The organism is Pulveribacter suum (assembly GCF_003013695.1).
Taxonomy (GTDB): Bacteria; Pseudomonadota; Gammaproteobacteria; order Burkholderiales; family Burkholderiaceae_C; genus Melaminivora; species Melaminivora suum.
Map to the genome: position 1 here is coordinate 547,745 of NZ_CP027792.1, position 16,915 is coordinate 564,659.

A 16,915-nucleotide genomic window follows, 5' to 3' on the forward strand; every position below is an offset into this window, starting at 1 on the left:
CGCACCTGCCTACCAGCCTGCAAGCGTGGCGGCGGGCGGCCCGTACAGCGCGCGTCAGCTCTGCGGGCCGTCCAGGCGCGCGCCCCAGTCCTCCACCTGGCCGCTGTCCAGCCGGCGCTGAAAAAGCCGCTGCCAGTTGGGCGGCAGCGGCAGCGCCAGCAGCTGGCGCAGCAGCTCTGGCGTGCAGTCGCCGCCGGCGATCGCCTGCATGATGCGCGCCAGCGGCCAATCGGGATGCGGGCGCGCGGCGAGCCGGACGGCATCGCCGGCCCGCACCGTGCCGCCCTGCAGCACGCGCAGGTACCAACCGGTGCGCAAGCTTTGCTGCACGCGCAGCGCCATGGCCGGCACGCCGAAGCGGTCGTTCAGCTTCCAGCACGGCTGGCGGCCCTGGCTGACCTCCAGCCGCGTGCTGCCCACCTGCCACTGGTCGCCCAGGCAGACGCTGCCCTCGGCGATGTCCTGCACGCTGAAGTTCTCGCCAAACGCGCCGGGCTGGCGCAGCAGCCCGATCGCCCGCGGCTGCGCCGCAAGTTCTTCGCGCCAGGGCGCGTACTGTTCCCAGGCGTAGCAGTGCACCGCCTTCAGCGGTCCGCCGTGTACCCGCAAATCCCCCTGCTCGTCGCCCACCAGGCCCGTCGGGCCGACCTCCACCGGCCCGCCGCGCGGCTGCTTGTCGATGGCGCTGGCGCTGCCCGCGCGGGTATAGGGACGTGCCCTGCCGGTGAGGACGGCACGCAGGCTGCCGATGACCGGGCCTGGAGTGGTGAGGGGCGTCATGCCGGCGATGATGCCGCATCGCCGCTGCCGTGCGCCGGCAGGCGCAGCACAAAGCAGGCGCCCTGGCGGCCGTCGGGGCGGCCCTCGCAGTGCACGGTGGCGCCGTGGCGCTCGGCGATCGAGCGCACCAGCGCCAGCCCCAGGCCCACGCCCCCGCTGCGCTCGCTGGCGCCCGGCAGGCGGTAAAAGGGCTCGAAGATGCGCTCGCGCTGCTGCGGGGGCACGCCCGGCCCCAGGTCACACACGCGTAGCACGCTGACCTCGCCCTGGCGCTGCAGCGACAGGGTGACCTCCCCCTGGCTGTAGCGACGCGCGTTCTCCAGCAGGTTGCGCAGCACGCGGCGCAGCAGCCGGGCGTCGCCCAGCACCTCCAGCGGGGCAGCGCCTTCGGCGCTCAGCTCGGCGTCCACGCGCACGCATTCCTCGGCCGCCAGGCCCAGCAGGTCCACGTTCTCGAGGTGCACCATGTCGCTGGCGCCGGCGTCCAGGCGGCTGGCCAGCAGGATCTCGTCCACCAGCTGGTCCAGCTCGGCGATGTTGCGCTCGATCTCGGCACGCGCAGCCGGCGGCGGGGCCTGGCCCTGCAGCAGCTCCAGCCCCATGCGGATGCGCGTGAGCGGCGAGCGCAGCTCGTGCGAGGCATTGGCCAGCAGCGACTTGTGCGACTGCACCAGCGCCTGGATGCGCGCCGCCGCGGCGTTGAACTGGCGCGCCAGTTGCGCCACCTCGTCGTGGCCCTGCTCGGGCACGCGCACCGACAGGTCGCCCTCGCCAAAGCGCTGCACGCTGCGCTCGAGCTGCTCCAGCCGCTGCAGCAGGCGCCGGATGATGGGAAACACGCCCACCGTGACGGCAATGCCCACCAGCGCCAGGATCCAGACGAAGCCGTAAGGCGGGCGCAGCCAGAAGGCAGCGCCGTGGCGGTCGCGGTTGCCGCCGGCGCTGCCGCGCTGGCGCGGCCCCAGGCGCAGGCTGTAGCCCTGGCCGTCCTCGGCCTGCACGTCCAGCTGCAGCCCGGTGTCGGGCTCGACCGGCACGCGCGTGGCCAGGCCCTGCAGCAGCACCTGCCCCGTGGGCGAGAGCAGCTGCAGCTCGCGCGGCGGCTGGCTGGCCAGGCTCTGCGCGTTGTGCTCGGCCGCCACGCGCCAGGCGTAGCCAATGACCAGGGCAAACACCAGCACCCCGCCCACCACGGCCAGCCAGATGCGCAGGTACAGCCGGCGCGAAAACGGGCTCAGGATCGACACGACGCACTCACCTCCACTTTCCTGCCTTTTTCATATCCCACCACTGGCGCACCCGATGCCCCTGGCGCAACCCATGCTAGGGCCGCCGTGCAAGGGCCGCCCCGCAGCACGGGCGGCGTCCCCCTTCCCGCACGCGGAGCGGGCGAGAGAAGGGGGAAGCGGCGCAGCCGCTCAGGGGGATGCTTCTCAATCTTGCTGCCGCGCAAACACATAGCCCACCCCGCGCACCGTCAAGATGCGCTTGGGGTTCTTGGGGTCGGCCTCGATGGCCGCGCGGATGCGTCCCATGTGCACGTCGATGGAGCGGTCGAACGCCTCCAGCTCGCGCCCGCGCACGGCCTCCATGATCTGCTCGCGCGTGAGCACGCGGCCGGCGCGCTCGGCCATGGTGACCAGCAGGTCGAACTGGTAGGAAGTCAGCTCCGCCGCCTGGCCGGCCACGCTCACCGTGCGTGCGTCGCGATCGATCTCCAGCTGGCCGAAGCGCATGACGTTGGCCGCAGGCTGGCTGCCGGCCTCGCGCCGGCGCAAGAGCGCGCGGATGCGCGCCAGCAGCTCGCGCGGCTCGAACGGCTTGGGCAGGTAGTCGTCGGCGCCGATTTCCAGGCCGATGACCCGGTCCATGGGGTCGCCCTTGGCGGTGAGCATCAGCACCGGGATGCGCGCCGCCGCGCCGGGCAGGGCGCGGATGCGCCGGCATACCTCCAGGCCGTCGATGCCGGGCAGCATCAGGTCCAGGATGACCAGGTCGGGCGGCGGCGCGCCGCCCTCGGGGCCTTGCAGGTGCGCCAGGCCGCTCTCGCCGTCGGCCATGTGCGCCACGCGCAGGCCCGACTGGGCCAGGTATTCGCTGACCATCTGCGCCAGGCGCAGGTCGTCTTCGATCATCAGAAGCTGCGAACTCATGCGGGCCATCCTCTGCTGCGGCTGTCTCGCCAGGGTGTCGGTCACGTAAAGCCGCGGTAAACCAACCGCGGCGCTATTAAATACATAGCTTCCAGCGCTTGACTGTCAAGGGCTGGAAGCCTTTTCCATCTGATGTGCCGCCAGGGCCACCAGCACCAGCACCGGCAGGCCCAGCAGCGCCGTGCCGGTAAAGAAGCGGGCGTAGCCCCAGGCGTCCACGAACTGCCCGGAAAAGCCCGCCAGCCATTTGGGCAGCAGCACCATGATGGAGCTGAACAGCGCGTACTGCGTGGCCGAGTACTGCACGTTGGTCAGCCCCGACAGGTAGGCGATGAACGCCGCCGAGGCAATGCCCCCGGCCAGGTTGTCGGCCGACACCACGGCCACCAGCGCCCGCACGTCGTGCCCGTGCCCGGCCAGCCAGGCGAACAGCAAGTTGCTGGCGGCGCTGAGCACGGCGCCCAGCATCAGCACGCGCATGACGCCCAGGCGCATGGACAGCACGCCGCCCACGAACGCCCCCACCAGCGTCATCACCACGCCGTAGATCTTGGTGACGGCGGCCACCTCGTCCTTGGTGTAGCCCATGTCCACGTAGAACGGGTTGGCCATGATGCCCATGACCACGTCGCTGATGCGGTAGGTGGCGATCAGCGCCAGGATCAGCGCCGCCTGCCAGCGGTAGCGGGCGATGAAGTCGGCAAACGGCGCCACCACCGCGCCGCGCAGCCAGTCGGCCAGGCCGCGCGCGGGCGCCAGCGGGCGCGGCGCCGGCTCGGGCGACAACGCCACGGTCAGCATGCCCAGCAGCATGGACGCAGCCATGGCCAGGTAGGCCACACGCCAGGCGCCGGCCTGGTAGCCGGGGCCGCCTGCGACTTCGGCGCGCGCGGCCAGCCACAGCACGCCGGCGCCGGCCCAGATCATGGCCAGCCGGTAGCCCGTCTGGTAGGTGGCGGCCAGGGCGGCCTGGCGATCGGCATCGGCCGACTCGATGCGAAAGGCGTCCAGCGCAATGTCCTGCGTGGCCGAGCCGAAGGCCACCACCAGCGCCCAGCCCACGAGGGCACCCAGCTGCGTGCGCGGGTCCACCAGCGCCATGCCGGCCAGGCCCACGGCCACCGCCAGCTGCGCCACCAGCAGCCAGCTGCGCCGCCGGCCCAGGCGGCGGGTCAGCAGCGGCAGCGCCAGCCGGTCCACCAGCGGCGCCCAGGCCCACTTGAAGGCATAGGCCAGCGCCACCCACGACAGGTAGCCGATGGTGGTGCGGGCGATGCCCGCCTCGCGCAGGCGAAACGACAGCGTGCCCAGCACCAGCAGCAGCGGCAGCCCGGCGGAAAAGCCCAGCGCCAGCATGCGCAGGCTGGCCGGCTCCAGATAGACGCGCCAAGCCTGCAGCCAGGACGAGCGGGGCGCGGCGGGCGGGGCAGGGCGGTCGGCAGGCATCAAGGGCAGGCGGGCAGGACGGAAAGGATGGCGGCGCGGGAGCCGCCGCGGCCGGGCAGAAGGCCCGGCCATGGCGGGGCATTATCCGCACGCCCCGCCGCGGGTAGCATCGCCTCCCATGCCCGGCTCCGCGCTGCCCTCGCGCCCCCTCGCCTCCGTGCGCCGCTATGGCGGCGAGCACGTGGCGCACGCGCACGACCACGCCCAGCTGCTGTATGCCCTGCAGGGGCGCATGGAGCTGGAGGTGGGCGGGCGCGCCGCCTTCGTGGACACCGCCTGTGGCCTGGTCGTGCCCGCCGGCACGGTGCACGGCTTTCTGGCCCGCCCGGGCACCCGCATCTTCGTGATCGACGCGCCGCCCGGACCCGCGCTGCAGCGGGCGCGCCGCTTTGCCGTGCCCGCGGCGGCGCAGGCCCTGGCGCGCACGGCCGGCGCGGCGCTGGAGCTGTCCGGCCCTGGCGCTGGCGCGGCGCTGCACGCCGCGGCCGCCTGCCTGCCGCTGCTGCTGGACACCCCGCGCGTGCTGGCCCGCCGCCCGCTGGACGAAGCCCTGCTGCAGGCCGCCGTGGACCGCGCCCTGCGCGAGCCCTGGCCCACCGCGCGCATGGCCTGCCTGTTTCACCTCAGCGCGGCGCGCTTTCACGCGCGCTGGCTGGAGCTGACGGGCCACACGCCGCAGGACTGGCTGCGCGCACGCCGCCTGGACGCAGCCGAGCGCCTGTTGGCACGCGGCCGGCCGCTGGCGGCCGCGGCGCTGGCCACCGGCTACGCCAGCGCCAGCGCGCTGGCCTACGCGCTGCGGCGCGAGCGCGGTGTGGGCGCACGCGCGCTGCGCGCCGGGGTGCCGCCGCCTTTGCAAGCAAAAAACACCGCAAACCCTTGACAGGCAAGCGCTGGCGGCTACTCATTCAATAGCTAACCGAAGCGGCTCCTCGCGCGTTTCTCGACATCGGCGCAGGCCTGCGGCAGGCACCATGCGGCCATGCACCACCACCACCCTTGCACCGCCACCTCGCCGCAGGCCGGCATCGCCCTGGTCAGCCTGGCGGCGCTGCTGTGGGGCACCACCGGCACGGCCCAGCAGCTGGGCGCAGGGGGGCTGTCGCCCTTTTGGGTGGGCGCCGCGCAGCTGGCGGTTGCCAGTGCCTTCTTCGCCTGCGCGCAGGCGCTGGGGCGCTGGCGCGGCCGGCCCCGCCCCGGCGGCCCGGCGCGGGGCGGCCCCGGCGCGCCGCCGCGGGTGCCGCTGGCCTGGCTGGCGCTGGCCTCGGCCGGCATTGGCGGCTACAGCATCGCCTTCTACGCCGGCGTGCGCCTGGCCGGCGTGGGCGTGGGCACGGCGGTGGCCATTGGCAGCAGCCCGGTCTGGGCCGGCCTCATCCAGGCCGTGGTGCAGCGCGCCCCGCCGCCCGTGCGGTGGTGGCTGGGCGTGGGCGTCAGTGTGGCCGGTGGCGCGCTGATGGCGCTGGCGCGCGGCGGCGGCGCCGCGGCGCCGGCGTGGGCCGGGCTGGGCCTGTGCCTGCTGGCCGGGCTGGCCTACGCCGCCTACGCGCTGGTCAACAAGCGCCTGGTGGCCCGCGCGCCGGCCGGCTGGGTCAACCTGCGCGTGTTCAGCGGGGCGGCGCTGCTGGCGCTGCCGGCGGCGGCGCTGCTGGCGGGCGTGCCGCGCTTCAGCGCGCCGGCGCTGGCGCTGGTGCTGTACCTGGGGGTGGTGGTGTCGGGCCTGGCCTATGTCGCGTTTTCCGGCGGGCTGCGGCACATCGGCGGCGCCACGGCCGTGACGCTCACCCTGATCGAGCCGGCCGCTGCCTTCGCCCTGGCGCTGCTGGTGCTGGGCGAGCGACCGCCCGCGCCCGCCTACTGGGGCCTGGCCGCGCTGCTGGCGGGGCTGGGGCTGGTCATCCGGGCCGAGCTGCGCGGCGCGCGCTGAGCCGGGCCGTTGCTTGCAATTGCTGGCCAATGGTTACCGCCCGGCGGTCAACGCCCGGCTCCCGCCCGCCGTTGCCTGACAGGGCGGCTTGCGGCGCGCCCCGCGCCCCGCCGTATGAGACGAGGAACTGTGCATGAACCACAAGAACAACTGCAAGGCATGGGCGCTGGCCGCCGTGCTCTGTCTGGCCAGCGCCGGTTCGCTGGCCCAGGTGAACGTCCACGTGGACCTGGGGCTGCCCGCACCGGCGCCGGTGTATGTGCCGCCGCCGGTGCATGTCCTGCCGCGGCCGGTGTATGTGGCGCCGCCCGTGGCCGTGGTGCCGCAGCCGGTGTACGCCCCGCCCCCGCACGGCAGCAAGGAATGGCACAAGTGGCACAAGCGCCAGATGAAGGAGCAGCGCAAGGCGGAAAAGCGCGCCCACAAGCGCTGGCACCGTGATCGGGACGACGATTGAGGCGCCAGGCGCGCGCGCTGCCCCTGGGGGCGCCGCCTGAACGACAGCCGGGTGCGCAGCGCGCTGACACGCCGGGCCCTTGCGGCGTGACTAGACTGCCGCCCATGCTTTTTCGCTCCTCCAACGCGTCCCCCGATGCCGGGCCTTCCAGCTGCCGCTGCTGCGCTTTGCGTGCGGGGCCCTGGCCGGGGCGCCGTGGCTTCATGCTGGCCGGGCTGGCTGCTGCCGCCACGCCGGCGCTGGCGCAGGTGGATGTGGGCGGCGCCTCGCGCATGCGCAGCCTGGTGCCGGCCGAGACGCTGGAGGGCTCGGCCACGCAGCAATACCACCAGCTGCTGGAGCAGGCCCGTGCCAAGCGCGCGCTGGCGCCCGAGGGCCATCCCCAGCTGCAGCGCCTGCGCACCATCGCCCAGCGCATCATTCCCTACGCGGCGCAGTGGAACCCGCGCGCGCGCGATTGGCGCTGGGAGGTCAACCTGATTGGCAGCAAGCAGATCAACGCCTTTTGCATGCCGGGCGGCAAGATCGCCTTCTATACCGGCATCCTGGAGCAGCTGAAGCTGACCGATGACGAGGTGGCCATGGTCATGGGCCACGAGATGGCGCACGCCCTGCGCGAGCACGCCCGCTCGCGCATCGCCAAGAGCCAAGCCACCAGCATCGGCCTGTCGTTGGGCGCCCAGCTGCTGGGCCTGGGCGATATGGGCAACGCCGCAGCCAACCTGGGCACGCAGCTGCTGACGCTGAAGTTCAGCCGCGGCGACGAGACCGAGGCCGATCTGGTCGGCCTGGAGCTGGCCGCCCGCGCCGGCTATGACCCGCAGGCCGCGGTGAGCCTGTGGCGCAAGATGGGCGAGGCTACCGGCTCGGGCGGGGTCGGTTTCCTGTCCACCCACCCCACCGGACCGGACCGCATCCGCGAGCTGGAGCAGAACGTGCCGCGCGTGCGGGGGCTGTACGAACAGGCGCGCAGGCGCTGAGCGCTATCAAAAAGCATAGCTGCCAGCGCTTGCCCCATGCGGCTTTGAGGCTGATTTGACCTTCAGGTGCCGCCCACGAAGGGGTTGCTGCGCCGCTCCTGCCCGAAAGTGCTCTCCGGCCCGTGGCCGGGAATGAACACCGTGTCGTCGCCCATGGGCCACAGGCGCCCTGTGATGCTGTCGATCAGCTGCTGGTGGTTGCCCTGGGGGAAGTCGGTGCGGCCGATGCTGCCGGCGAACAGCACGTCGCCGACGAACGCGCGCTTCGCTTGAGGCGCGTGGAACACCACGTGGCCGGGCGTGTGGCCCGGGCAGTGGCGCACGTGCAGGGTTTCCTGGCCAATGCTTACTGTGTCACCGTCGTGCAGCCAGCGCGTGGGCACGAAGGCCTGAGCCGGCGGAAAGCCGAACATGGCGCTTTGCTGCGGCAGGCCGTCGATCCAGAACTGATCGCCTTCGTGCGGGCCGATGATGGGCAGCTGCAGCCGCTCGGCCAGCTCGCCGGCGCCGCCGGCGTGGTCGATGTGCGCGTGCGTCAGCCAGATGGCCTTGAGCGACAGTCCCAGGCGCTGCACGGCGGCCAGCAGCCGGTCCAGGTCGCCGCCGGGGTCGATGACGGCGGCGTCCATGGTCTGGTCGCACCAGACGAGCGAGCAGTTCTGCTGGAAGGCCGTGACGGGGAGGGTCTGGTAGTGCAGCATGTCAGAAAGTGAGGTCGTAGCCGATGGTGATGGGCGCGTGGTCGCTGAACTTCTCGCCCTTGTAGATGTGCTCGGTGCGCGCCAGGGCGGCCAGGGCCGGCGTGGCCAGGTGGTAGTCCAGGCGCCAGCCCACGTTGTTGGCATAGGCCTGGCCGCGGTTGCTCCACCAGGTGTAGCAGGCGTCGGTGGTGTCGGGCTGCAGGTGCCGGTACACGTCCACCAGGCCGCCGCCTGCGTCGCTTGCGTGTAACAACTTTGTCATCCAGGCGCGCTCTTCGGGCAGAAAGCCGCTGTTTTTCTGGTTGCTGCGCCAGTTCTTCAGGTCGGCTTGGCTGTGGGCGATGTTGATGTCGCCGCACAGGATGAACTCGCGCTCGGCTTTGAGGCCCATCAGGTGCGGATGGAAATTGGCCAGGAAGCGGTACTTGGCCAGCTGGCGCTCCTCGCCCGAGGAGCCGCTGGGAAAGTAGGCACTGATGAGCGACAGGCGGCGCGCAGGCGTATCGAAGCGCAGCTCCACATAGCGGCCCTCGGGGTCGAACTCGTTGCAGCCGTAGCCCACGCGCACGTCGCTGGGCTCGTGCCGGGTGTAGATGCCCACGCCCGAATAGCCCTTCTTGGCGGCGAAGTGAAAGTGCCCCTTCAGGCCTGCCAGCTCCTCGAAGCGGCCGGCGATGTCAGGCGCTTGGGCCTTGAGCTCCTGCACGCAAATACAATCCGGCGCCTGCCGGGCGATCCAGGCCTCCACCCCTTTGGATGTGGCCGAACGGATGCCGTTGAGATTGAGGCTGGTGATTTTGAACAGGGAAGCATCCATGGTGAACGAAGGCGCTGCCACAGGCGGCCAGCAGGCAAGTCAGGGAGAAGGAGCCGCGGCGCTGGCGCAGGAGTTCGTGCGCTTCGCCGTCGAGGCCGGCGTGCTGCGCTTTGGCGAATTCAAAACCAAGGCGGGGCGCATGAGCCCCTACTTCTTCAACGCCGGGCTGTTTGACGACGGCGCCAAGCTGGGGCGCCTCGCGCAATTCTATGCACAGGCCCTGGTGGCCAGCGGCATCGGGTTCGACATGGTCTTCGGCCCCGCCTACAAGGGCATCCCGCTGGCTGCCACGGTGGCCGTGGAGCTAGCGCGGCTGGGCCGCAGCGTGCCCTTTGCCTACAACCGCAAGGAGGTCAAGGACCACGGCGAGGGCGGCACGCTGGTGGGCGCGCCGCTGGCCGGGCGGGTGCTGATCATCGACGACGTGATGAGCGCCGGCACGGCGGCGCGCGAGTCCATCGCGCTGATCCGCGCCGCCGGCGCCACGCCGCACGCCATGGCCATTGCCCTGGACCGCCAGGAGATGGCCACCGAGGGCGGGCAGGACGTGCCGCACAGCGCCGTGCAGTACGTGCGCGGCACGCTGGGGCTGCAGGTCTGCACTATCGCCAAGCTGGCAGACTTATTGCAATATCTATCGGCCAGCGGCGCCGACGCGCAGATGCGCGAACACCACGCGCGCGTGCTGGCCTATCGTCAGCGCTACGGCGTGGACGATTGATGGCAGTGACGTGACACCGGCCCGTGCGGGCCACAGCACCGGGAGCAGGATTGTTGAAGCACCACAGCGCACGACGATTTCAGGGACTCAGACAGGCCCTGGCCACCGCCGGCCTGCTGCTGCTGGCGGCCGCGCCGGTCGGCGCGCAGGAGCGCAAGGGCCCGCAGGAGGTGTACACCTGCATCGACAAAAATGGCCGGCGCCTGACCGCAGACCGTCCCATCGCCGAGTGCGTTGACCGCGAGCAGCGTGTGCTGGACCTCACCGGCACCGAGCGCCGCCGCATGGGCCCCACCCTGACCGAGCACGAGCGCACAGCGGCGGAGGAGCAGCGCAAGAAGGCGGCGCAGGAGCGCATCCGCGTGGCCGAGGAGCGCCGGCGCGAGCGCGTGCTGCTGGCGCGCTACCCCGACGAGGCCACGCACCAGGTCGAGCGCGTGCAGGCGCAGGAGCAGGTGGACGAGGTCATCGCCGTGGCGCACAAGCGCATCGCCGAGCTGGGCGGGCGCCGCAAGCAGCTGGGCGTGGAGCTGCAGTTCTACCAGGGCGACCTGGCCAAGGCCCCGGCGAAGCTGCAGCGCCAGTTCGCCGAGAACGACCAGGAAGTGGGCGAGCAGCAGCGCTTCATCGCCGCGCAGGAGCAGGAAAAGCGCCGCATCGACCAGCGCTTTGATGCCGAGCTGGCCCAGCTGCGCCAGCTGTGGGCCGCGCAGCGCGCCGCCGCCGAGCAGTGGAGCCAGCCGCCTGCGGCCAGCAGCAGCAAGTAGGAAAAGCCGCCCCGCCCATGAACAAAGCAGCCCGCGGGCTGCTTTGTTATTCCTGTTTGCTATTTTTTTAGTAGCTGCCTGCGCTTGACTGGAAAGGGTTGGAGCCGTATTTGGCTCCTAATCTTCAACCCAGCCGGTTCTTGAGCAGCGTGTGGACCTGCTGCGGGTTGGCCTTGCCCTTGGAGGCCTTCATGATCTGGCCGACCAGGGCGTTGAAGGCCTTGTCCTTGCCGGCGCGGTACTGCTCCACGTTGCCCGGGTTGGCGGCCAGCACTTCATCGACGATGGCCTCCAGGGCGCCCGTGTCGTTCATCTGCCTGAGGCCCTTGGCCTCGATCAGCGCATCCACCTCCTGGCCTTCGCCGGCCCAGAGGGCGTCGAACACCTGGCGCGCGGCATTGTGGCTGATGGTGCCGTCGTGGATGCGGGCGATCAGCGCGGCCAGCTGGGTGCTGCTCACCCGGGCCTGCTCCATGCCGATTTCTTCGGCATTCAGCCGGCGCGAGATCTCGCCCATGACCCAGTTGCTGGCCAGCTTGGGCTGGCCGCAGGCGCGCGCGGCGTCCTCAAAGTAGGCCGCCATGGCCTGGCTTTGCGTGAGCGTGGTGGCGTCGTACTCGGGCAGGCCGTATTGCTGCACGAAGCGCGCGGCCATGGCGCGCGGCAGCTCGGGCATGCCGGCCTTGACCCGCTCGACCCATTCGGGCGCAACGATCAGCGGCGGCAGGTCCGGGTCGGGGAAGTAGCGGTAGTCGGCCGCGTCTTCCTTGGTGCGCATGGCGCGGGTCTCGCCGGTGTCGGGGTCGAACAGCACGGTGGCTTGTTGAATCGCGTGGCCGTCCTCGATCTGCTCGATCTGCCAGCGGATCTCGTAGTCGATGGCCTGCTGCATGGACCTGAAGGAGTTCAGGTTCTTGATCTCGCGGCGGGTGCCCAGGGGCGCCCCCGGCTTGCGCACCGAGACGTTGGCGTCGCAGCGGAACGACCCTTCCTGCATGTTGCCGTCGCAGATGCCGATCCAGGTCACCAGCTTGTGCAGCTCCTTGGCATAGGCCACGGCCTCCTCGGTGGAGCGCATGTCCGGCTCGGTCACGATCTCCAGCAGCGCCGTGCCGGCGCGGTTCAGGTCGATGCCCGACTGGCCGATGAAGTCCTCGTGCAGCGACTTGCCGGCGTCTTCCTCCAGGTGGGCGCGCACCAGGCGCACCGTCTTCTTTTCCTCGCCCAGCAGGAAGGACACCTCGCCGCCCTGCACCACGGGAATCTCGAACTGGCTGATCTGGTAGCCCTTGGGCAGGTCGGGGTAGAAATAGTTCTTGCGCGCAAAGATGCTCTCGGGCGCGATGTGGCTGCCCAGCGCCAGCCCTAAGCGGATGGCGAGCTCCACCGCCTTTTTGTTCATCACCGGCAGCGTGCCGGGCAGCGCCAGGTCCACGGCGCTGGCCTGGGTGTTGGGCTCGGCGCCGAAGGCGGTGCTGGCGCGGCTGAAGATCTTGCTGTTCGTGGCCAGCTGGGCGTGGGTTTCGAAGCCGATCACGACCTCGTAGCCCTGGATGAGTGGTGCGGACATGGCAGGTGAAGCGTCTGGGGTCGGGGCGGCGTCAGGCCAGCGCCGGGCGGCGCTGGTGGAAGTCGGTGGCCTGCTGCAGGCGGTGCGCCAGGTTGAGCAGGCGCGCCTCGCCGAAGTGGTTGCCGATCAGCTGCAGGCCCACGGGCATGCCGCCTTCGCCGAAGCCGGCCGGCACGCTCATGGCCGGCAGGCCGGCCAGGGATGCGGGCAGGGTGTAGATGTCGGCCAGGTAGGTGGCCAGCGGGTCGCTCTTGCTGCCGATGGCCCAGGCCACGCTGGGCGAGACCGGGCCGGCGATCACGTCGCACTGCGTGAAGGCCGTCTGCAGGTCGTCCGCGATCATGCGGCGCAGGCGCTGCGCCTGCAGGTAGTAGGCGTCGTAGTAGCCCTCGGACAGCACGTAGGTGCCGATCATGATGCGCCGCTTGACCTCCTCGCCGAAGGCCTCGGAGCGCGACTTCTTGTACATGTCCAGCAGGTCGGTGTAGTGCGCGGCGCGGTGGCCGTAGCGCACGCCGTCAAAGCGCGACAGGTTGGAGCTGGCCTCAGCCGGGCTGAGGATGTAGTACACCGGCACGGCCAGGTCGGTGCGCGGCAGGGAGATGTCCACCAGCTTGGCGCCCAGCTTCTCGTACTCCTGGAGCGCTGCCTGCACGGCGGCGCGTACGTCATCCGCCAGCCCCTCGCCGAAGAACTCGCGCGGGATGCCGATGCGCAGGCCTTCGATGCTGGCAGACAGCTGGCGCCCAAAGTCCTCGGGGGGGCGGTCCACGCTGGTCGAGTCGCGCTCCACGTCCGGCCCGCACAGGTGGCTCAGCAGCAGCGCGCAGTCCTCGGCCGTGCGCGCCATGACGCCGGCCTGGTCCAGGCTGGAGGCGTAGGCGATCATCCCGTAGCGGCTGGCGCGGCCGTAGGTCGGCTTGATGCCGGTGATGCCGCACAGGGCGGCCGGCTGGCGGATCGAGCCGCCCGTATCGCTGGCCGTGGCGCCGGGCGCCAAGCCCGCCGCCACCGCGGCCGCGCTGCCGCCCGAGGAGCCGCCCGGCACGCGCGCGGTGTCCCAGGGGTTGCGCACCGGCTGGGGCGCGTCCAGCCCCACGGCGGCGACGGCGGCGTTCTCGTTGGATCCACCCATGGCGAACTCGTCGCAGCTGAGCTTGCCCAGCGTCACGCAGCCGGCATCGCCCAGGTTGGCCACGATGGTCGCGTCAAACGGCGAGCGGTAGCCCGCCAGCATCTGGCTGGCGGCTGTGGTGGGGAAGTCCTGCGTGACGAACACGTCCTTGTGCGCGATCGGCACGCCCGCCAGCGGGCCGCCCCGCCCGGCGGCGATGGCTTCGTCCTGGGCCCGCGCCTGGGCCAGCGTCGCGTCCTCGTCGATGGCCAGAAAGGCGCCCAGGCCTTGCTGCGCACGGGCGCGCTGCAAAAAGTGCCGCGCCACTTCCACGGCGCTCGCCTGGCCGCTGCGCAGTTGCGCGGCCAGCGCGGCCACGCCCAGCTCGTGCGGGGCGGTGTTGCTGCTGTTGTGGTCAGTCATGTTCGCTTCGCCTTCACTCGATCACCCGGGGCACCAGGAACAGGCCGCGCTCCACGGCAGGCGCATTGGCCTGGTAATCCTCGCGGCGGTTGGGCTCGCTGGCCACGTCCTCCTGCAGGCGCAGGGCCACGGGCTGCACGGCTGCCAGCGGGTGCGCCAGGGGGGCGACGCCGGTGGTGTCCACAGCCTGCATCTTCTCGACGATGGCGAAGAAGTCGTTGATGGTGGTGAGCATGCGCTCACCCTCGGCGGGATCGAGTTCCAGCCTTGCCAGATGGGCGATGCGCCCGATGTCCTGGGGAGTCAGTGCCATAGCGGTGAGGGCGCGGAAACCGGATGTAACGATGACGATCCGGGGCCCGGCCGCAGAGAGTTATTCACAGGGTATGCGTTATTATCCCGCCTTTGCCGCAACGCCCAGTCCTGCCCAGCCTGACCGTGCGAAAAAAGCGCCGCCTTCCACAGACCCCCCAAGAATTTACGGCGACGGCAGGCCGACGCGCATGCCGTGCCGCATGAGGATTCCCGCATGTTCGGATCATTGCGTCGGTACTTCTCCACCGACCTGGCCATCGACCTTGGCACCGCCAACACCCTGATCTTCGCCCGCGACAAGGGCATCGTGCTGGACGAGCCCTCCGTCGTCGCCATCCGCCACGAAGGCGGCCCGCACGGCAAGAAGGTCATCCAGGCCGTGGGCTCCGAAGCCAAGGCCATGCTGGGCAAGGTGCCCGGCAACATCGAGGCCATCCGCCCGATGAAGGACGGCGTGATCGCCGACTTCGTGATCACCGAGCAGATGATCAAGCAGTTCATCAAGATGGTGCATCCGCGCTCGGTGCTGACCCCCAGCCCGCGCATCATCATCTGCGTGCCCTGCGGCTCCACCCAGGTCGAGCGCCGCGCCATCAAGGACGCGGCCGAAGCGGCAGGCGCCACCGCCGTCTACCTGATCGAGGAACCCATGGCCGCCGGCATCGGCGCCGGCCTGCCGGTCTCCGAAGCCTCCGGCTCGATGGTGGTGGACATCGGCGGCGGCACGACGGAAGTCGGCGTGATCTCGCTGGGCGGCATGGTCTACAAGGGCAGCGTGCGCGTGGGCGGCGACAAGTTCGACGAATCCATCATCAACTACATCCGCCGCAACTACGGCATGCTGATCGGCGAGCCCACGGCCGAGGCCATCAAGAAGCACATCGGCTCGGCCTTTCCCGGCTCCGAGGTCAAGGAGATGGAGGTCAAGGGCCGCAACCTCTCCGAGGGCGTGCCGCGCAGCTTCACCATTTCGTCCAACGAGGTGCTGGAGGCGCTCACCGAGCCGCTCAACCAGATCGTCTCCGCCGTCAAGAACGCGCTGGAGCAGACCCCGCCCGAACTCGGCGCCGACATTGCCGAGCGCGGCATGATGCTCACCGGCGGCGGCGCCCTCCTGCGCGACCTGGACCGCCTGCTGGCCGAGGAAACCGGCCTGCCGGTGCATGTGGCCGAGGAGCCGCTGACCTGTGTGGTGCGCGGCTGCGGCATGGCCCTGGAGCGCATGGAGCGCCAGGGCAGCATCTTCACCAGCGACTGACCCGCCCCCGCCTGCGGGCGCCCGCATGCACGCCTTGCCCTGTCTGACGCATGCCCCCCGGCACACTTGAGCGCAGCGCGCCGTCGTTCTTCCGCCACGGCCCGTCGCCGCGCGCGCGGCTGCTGCTGTACGGCGCGCTAGCGCTGTTCCTGATGGTGGCGGATGCGCGCTTTCACGTCACCGAGCCCCTGCGCGCGGTGGTGGCCACGCTGCTGTACCCCCTGCAGTGGGTGGCGCAGCAGCCGGTGCAGCTGGCCACCTATGGCGCCGGCTATGTGCAGTCGCTGCAGGCCACGCAGCACGACCTGGACGAGACCCGCCGCAGCATGGCCGAGATGGCCCTGCGTGCCGGACAGACCGAGCAGCTGCTGCGCGAGAACACCCAGCTGCGCGAGCTGCTGGCGCTGCGCGAGCGCCTGACCACTGCGGCGCGCGCGGCCCAGGTGCTCTACGACACGGCCGACCCCTACACCCGCCGCGTCATCGTGGACCAGGGCCAGCTGGCCGGCGTGGAGCCGGGCTCGCCCGTGATGGATGCCTATGGCGTGCTCGGCCAGGTCACCCGCGTGTACCCGCTGCTCAGCGAAGTCACGCTGCTCATCGACCGTGACCAGACCATTCCCGTGCTCAACGTGCGCACCGGCGCGCGCAGCGTGACCTATGGCGACCCGCTGGCCGCCCCCGGCGGCGCGGTGGAGCTGCGCTTCACGCCCGGCAACGCGGACGTGCAGGAGGGCGACCTGCTCACCACCAGCGGCATCGACGGCGTGTACCCGCCCGGCCTGCCCGTAGCGCGCGTGGTGCGCGTGGAGCGGCGCGCCGACTCCACCTTCGCGCGCATCTGGTGCGAGCCCCTGGCCCGGGTGCAGGGCGCGCGGCACGTGATGGTGCTGCAGCCCCTCAAGGCAGAGCTGCCCGAGCGCCCCGAGCCGCAGCCGGCGCCCGGCAAGAAGCGCGGAGGCCGCAAATGATCATGCCCCGCGGCCAGCCGCTGCTGCTGCCGGTGCGCCCGTCCTTCATCGCGATGAGTTTGCTGCTGGCGCTGGTGCTGTACATGCTGCCGCTGGGGCGCGTGGCCTGGACGCCCGACTGGGTGCTGCTGCTGCTGGTGTTCTGGTCCATGCACCAGCCCACCCGCGTGGGCTTGGGCGTGGCCTTTGCCCTGGGGCTGGTGCTGGACGTGTTCCAGTCGGCCTTGCTGGGCCAGCACGCGCTGGTCTATACGCTGGCGGTGTTTGGCGCGCAGGCGGCGGCGCGGCGGGTGCTGTGGTTCGGCTCCGTGCCGCAGGCGCTGCAGCTGGCGCCGCTGTTTTTGGCCGCACACGCGCTGGAGGTGGCGCTGCGCGTGGCCGGCGGCGGCCTCTTGCCGGGCTGGCCGGTGCTCGTGGCGCCGCTGCTGGAGACACTGCTGTGGCCGCTGGCCAGCTGGCTGCTGCTGGCGCCGCAGCGCCGCCCGCCCGACCAGGACAAGAACCGCCCGCTGTGA

18 protein-coding genes are annotated in these 16,915 nt (G+C 71.2%); 9 read left to right on the forward strand and 9 right to left on the reverse strand.

The genetic code is table 11. The features are described from left to right. Nucleotides 1-54: 54 nt before the first annotated feature. The 4 genes from C7H73_RS02425 to C7H73_RS02440 all read right to left on the reverse strand — a co-directional run bounded on the left by C7H73_RS02425 (nucleotide 55) and on the right by C7H73_RS02440 (nucleotide 4,379). Nucleotides 55-780, reverse strand: coding sequence for an MOSC domain-containing protein (locus tag C7H73_RS02425; RefSeq protein ID WP_106845206.1), 726 nt, complete (start codon nucleotides 778-780; stop codon nucleotides 55-57). After that, a complete protein-coding gene (locus tag C7H73_RS02430; protein ID WP_106845207.1) occupies nucleotides 777-2,027 on the reverse strand; it encodes an ATP-binding protein in 1,251 nt (416 codons plus the stop codon). Before C7H73_RS02430 ends, C7H73_RS02425 begins: the two co-directional genes overlap by 4 nt. Nucleotides 2,028-2,213: 186 nt before the next feature. Next, nucleotides 2,214-2,933, reverse strand: coding sequence for a response regulator transcription factor (locus tag C7H73_RS02435; RefSeq protein WP_106847496.1), 720 nt, complete (start codon nucleotides 2,931-2,933; stop codon nucleotides 2,214-2,216). A gap of 105 nt (nucleotides 2,934-3,038) precedes the next feature. After that, nucleotides 3,039-4,379, reverse strand: coding sequence for an AmpG family muropeptide MFS transporter (locus C7H73_RS02440; protein WP_106845208.1), 1,341 nt, complete (start codon nucleotides 4,377-4,379; stop codon nucleotides 3,039-3,041). Nucleotides 4,380-4,497: 118 nt separating this feature from the next. Between C7H73_RS02440 and C7H73_RS02445 the strand changes: the two genes are divergently transcribed. The 4 genes from C7H73_RS02445 (at nucleotide 4,498) to C7H73_RS02460 (ending at nucleotide 7,743) form a co-directional block, all read left to right on the forward strand. Then, nucleotides 4,498-5,262 (forward strand): helix-turn-helix domain-containing protein, encoded by a 765-nt coding sequence (locus C7H73_RS02445; protein WP_106845209.1) that lies wholly within the window; start codon nucleotides 4,498-4,500, stop codon nucleotides 5,260-5,262. A gap of 99 nt (nucleotides 5,263-5,361) precedes the next feature. After that, nucleotides 5,362-6,306, forward strand: coding sequence for a DMT family transporter (locus C7H73_RS02450; RefSeq protein ID WP_106845210.1), 945 nt, complete (start codon nucleotides 5,362-5,364; stop codon nucleotides 6,304-6,306). Between the two features lie 133 nt (nucleotides 6,307-6,439). After that, on the forward strand, nucleotides 6,440-6,763 hold the full coding sequence (locus C7H73_RS02455; RefSeq protein WP_106845211.1) for a hypothetical protein: 324 nt from the start codon (nucleotides 6,440-6,442) through the stop codon (nucleotides 6,761-6,763). Nucleotides 6,764-6,966: 203 nt separating this feature from the next. Further along, nucleotides 6,967-7,743, forward strand: coding sequence for a M48 family metallopeptidase (locus tag C7H73_RS02460; RefSeq protein ID WP_227001481.1), 777 nt, complete (start codon nucleotides 6,967-6,969; stop codon nucleotides 7,741-7,743). 62 nt (nucleotides 7,744-7,805) lie between these two features. On the opposite strand, the gene C7H73_RS02465 is transcribed toward C7H73_RS02460, so the two are convergent. Together C7H73_RS02465 and C7H73_RS02470 are read right to left on the reverse strand one after the other, a co-directional pair. Next, nucleotides 7,806-8,444, reverse strand: a complete 639-nt coding sequence (locus C7H73_RS02465) for an MBL fold metallo-hydrolase (RefSeq protein ID WP_106845213.1) — start codon at nucleotides 8,442-8,444, stop codon at nucleotides 7,806-7,808. 1 nt (nucleotide 8,445) lies between these two features. Beyond that, nucleotides 8,446-9,261, reverse strand: a complete 816-nt coding sequence (locus C7H73_RS02470) for an exodeoxyribonuclease III (RefSeq protein WP_227001392.1) — start codon at nucleotides 9,259-9,261, stop codon at nucleotides 8,446-8,448. Between C7H73_RS02470 and pyrE the strand changes: the two genes are divergently transcribed. Together pyrE and C7H73_RS02480 are read left to right on the forward strand one after the other, a co-directional pair. Continuing rightward, a complete protein-coding gene (gene pyrE, locus C7H73_RS02475; protein WP_106845214.1) occupies nucleotides 9,260-9,982 on the forward strand; it encodes an orotate phosphoribosyltransferase in 723 nt (240 codons plus the stop codon). The two genes, C7H73_RS02470 and pyrE, sit on opposite strands and share 2 nt — an antisense overlap. Before the next feature lie 53 nt (nucleotides 9,983-10,035). Further along, entirely contained in the window at nucleotides 10,036-10,749 is a 714-nt protein-coding gene (locus C7H73_RS02480) for a DUF4124 domain-containing protein (protein ID WP_106845215.1), read from the forward strand. Between the two features lie 124 nt (nucleotides 10,750-10,873). On the opposite strand, the gene gatB is transcribed toward C7H73_RS02480, so the two are convergent. The 3 genes from gatB to gatC are packed head-to-tail and all read right to left on the reverse strand — an operon-like array spanning nucleotide 10,874 to nucleotide 14,169. Then, nucleotides 10,874-12,319 (reverse strand): Asp-tRNA(Asn)/Glu-tRNA(Gln) amidotransferase subunit GatB, encoded by a 1,446-nt coding sequence (gene gatB, locus C7H73_RS02485; RefSeq protein ID WP_106845216.1) that lies wholly within the window; start codon nucleotides 12,317-12,319, stop codon nucleotides 10,874-10,876. Between the two features lie 31 nt (nucleotides 12,320-12,350). Next, on the reverse strand, nucleotides 12,351-13,856 hold the full coding sequence (gatA, locus tag C7H73_RS02490) for an Asp-tRNA(Asn)/Glu-tRNA(Gln) amidotransferase subunit GatA (RefSeq protein ID WP_106845217.1): 1,506 nt from the start codon (nucleotides 13,854-13,856) through the stop codon (nucleotides 12,351-12,353). Nucleotides 13,857-13,869: 13 nt separating this feature from the next. Next, nucleotides 13,870-14,169, reverse strand: coding sequence for an Asp-tRNA(Asn)/Glu-tRNA(Gln) amidotransferase subunit GatC (gene gatC, locus C7H73_RS02495; RefSeq protein WP_106845218.1), 300 nt, complete (start codon nucleotides 14,167-14,169; stop codon nucleotides 13,870-13,872). Between the two features lie 216 nt (nucleotides 14,170-14,385). Between gatC and C7H73_RS02500 the strand changes: the two genes are divergently transcribed. From C7H73_RS02500 to mreD, 3 genes are read left to right on the forward strand one after another with little or no spacing between them, the layout of a single operon-like run. After that, on the forward strand, nucleotides 14,386-15,429 hold the full coding sequence (locus tag C7H73_RS02500; protein WP_106845219.1) for a rod shape-determining protein: 1,044 nt from the start codon (nucleotides 14,386-14,388) through the stop codon (nucleotides 15,427-15,429). Nucleotides 15,430-15,479: 50 nt separating this feature from the next. Further along, nucleotides 15,480-16,400: a rod shape-determining protein MreC gene (mreC, locus tag C7H73_RS02505; protein ID WP_106845220.1), complete on the forward strand. Its 921-nt coding sequence runs from the start codon at nucleotides 15,480-15,482 to the stop codon at nucleotides 16,398-16,400. After that, a complete protein-coding gene (mreD, locus tag C7H73_RS02510) occupies nucleotides 16,397-16,915 on the forward strand; it encodes a rod shape-determining protein MreD (protein WP_106845221.1) in 519 nt (172 codons plus the stop codon). The genes mreC and mreD overlap by 4 nt, the downstream gene beginning before the upstream one ends.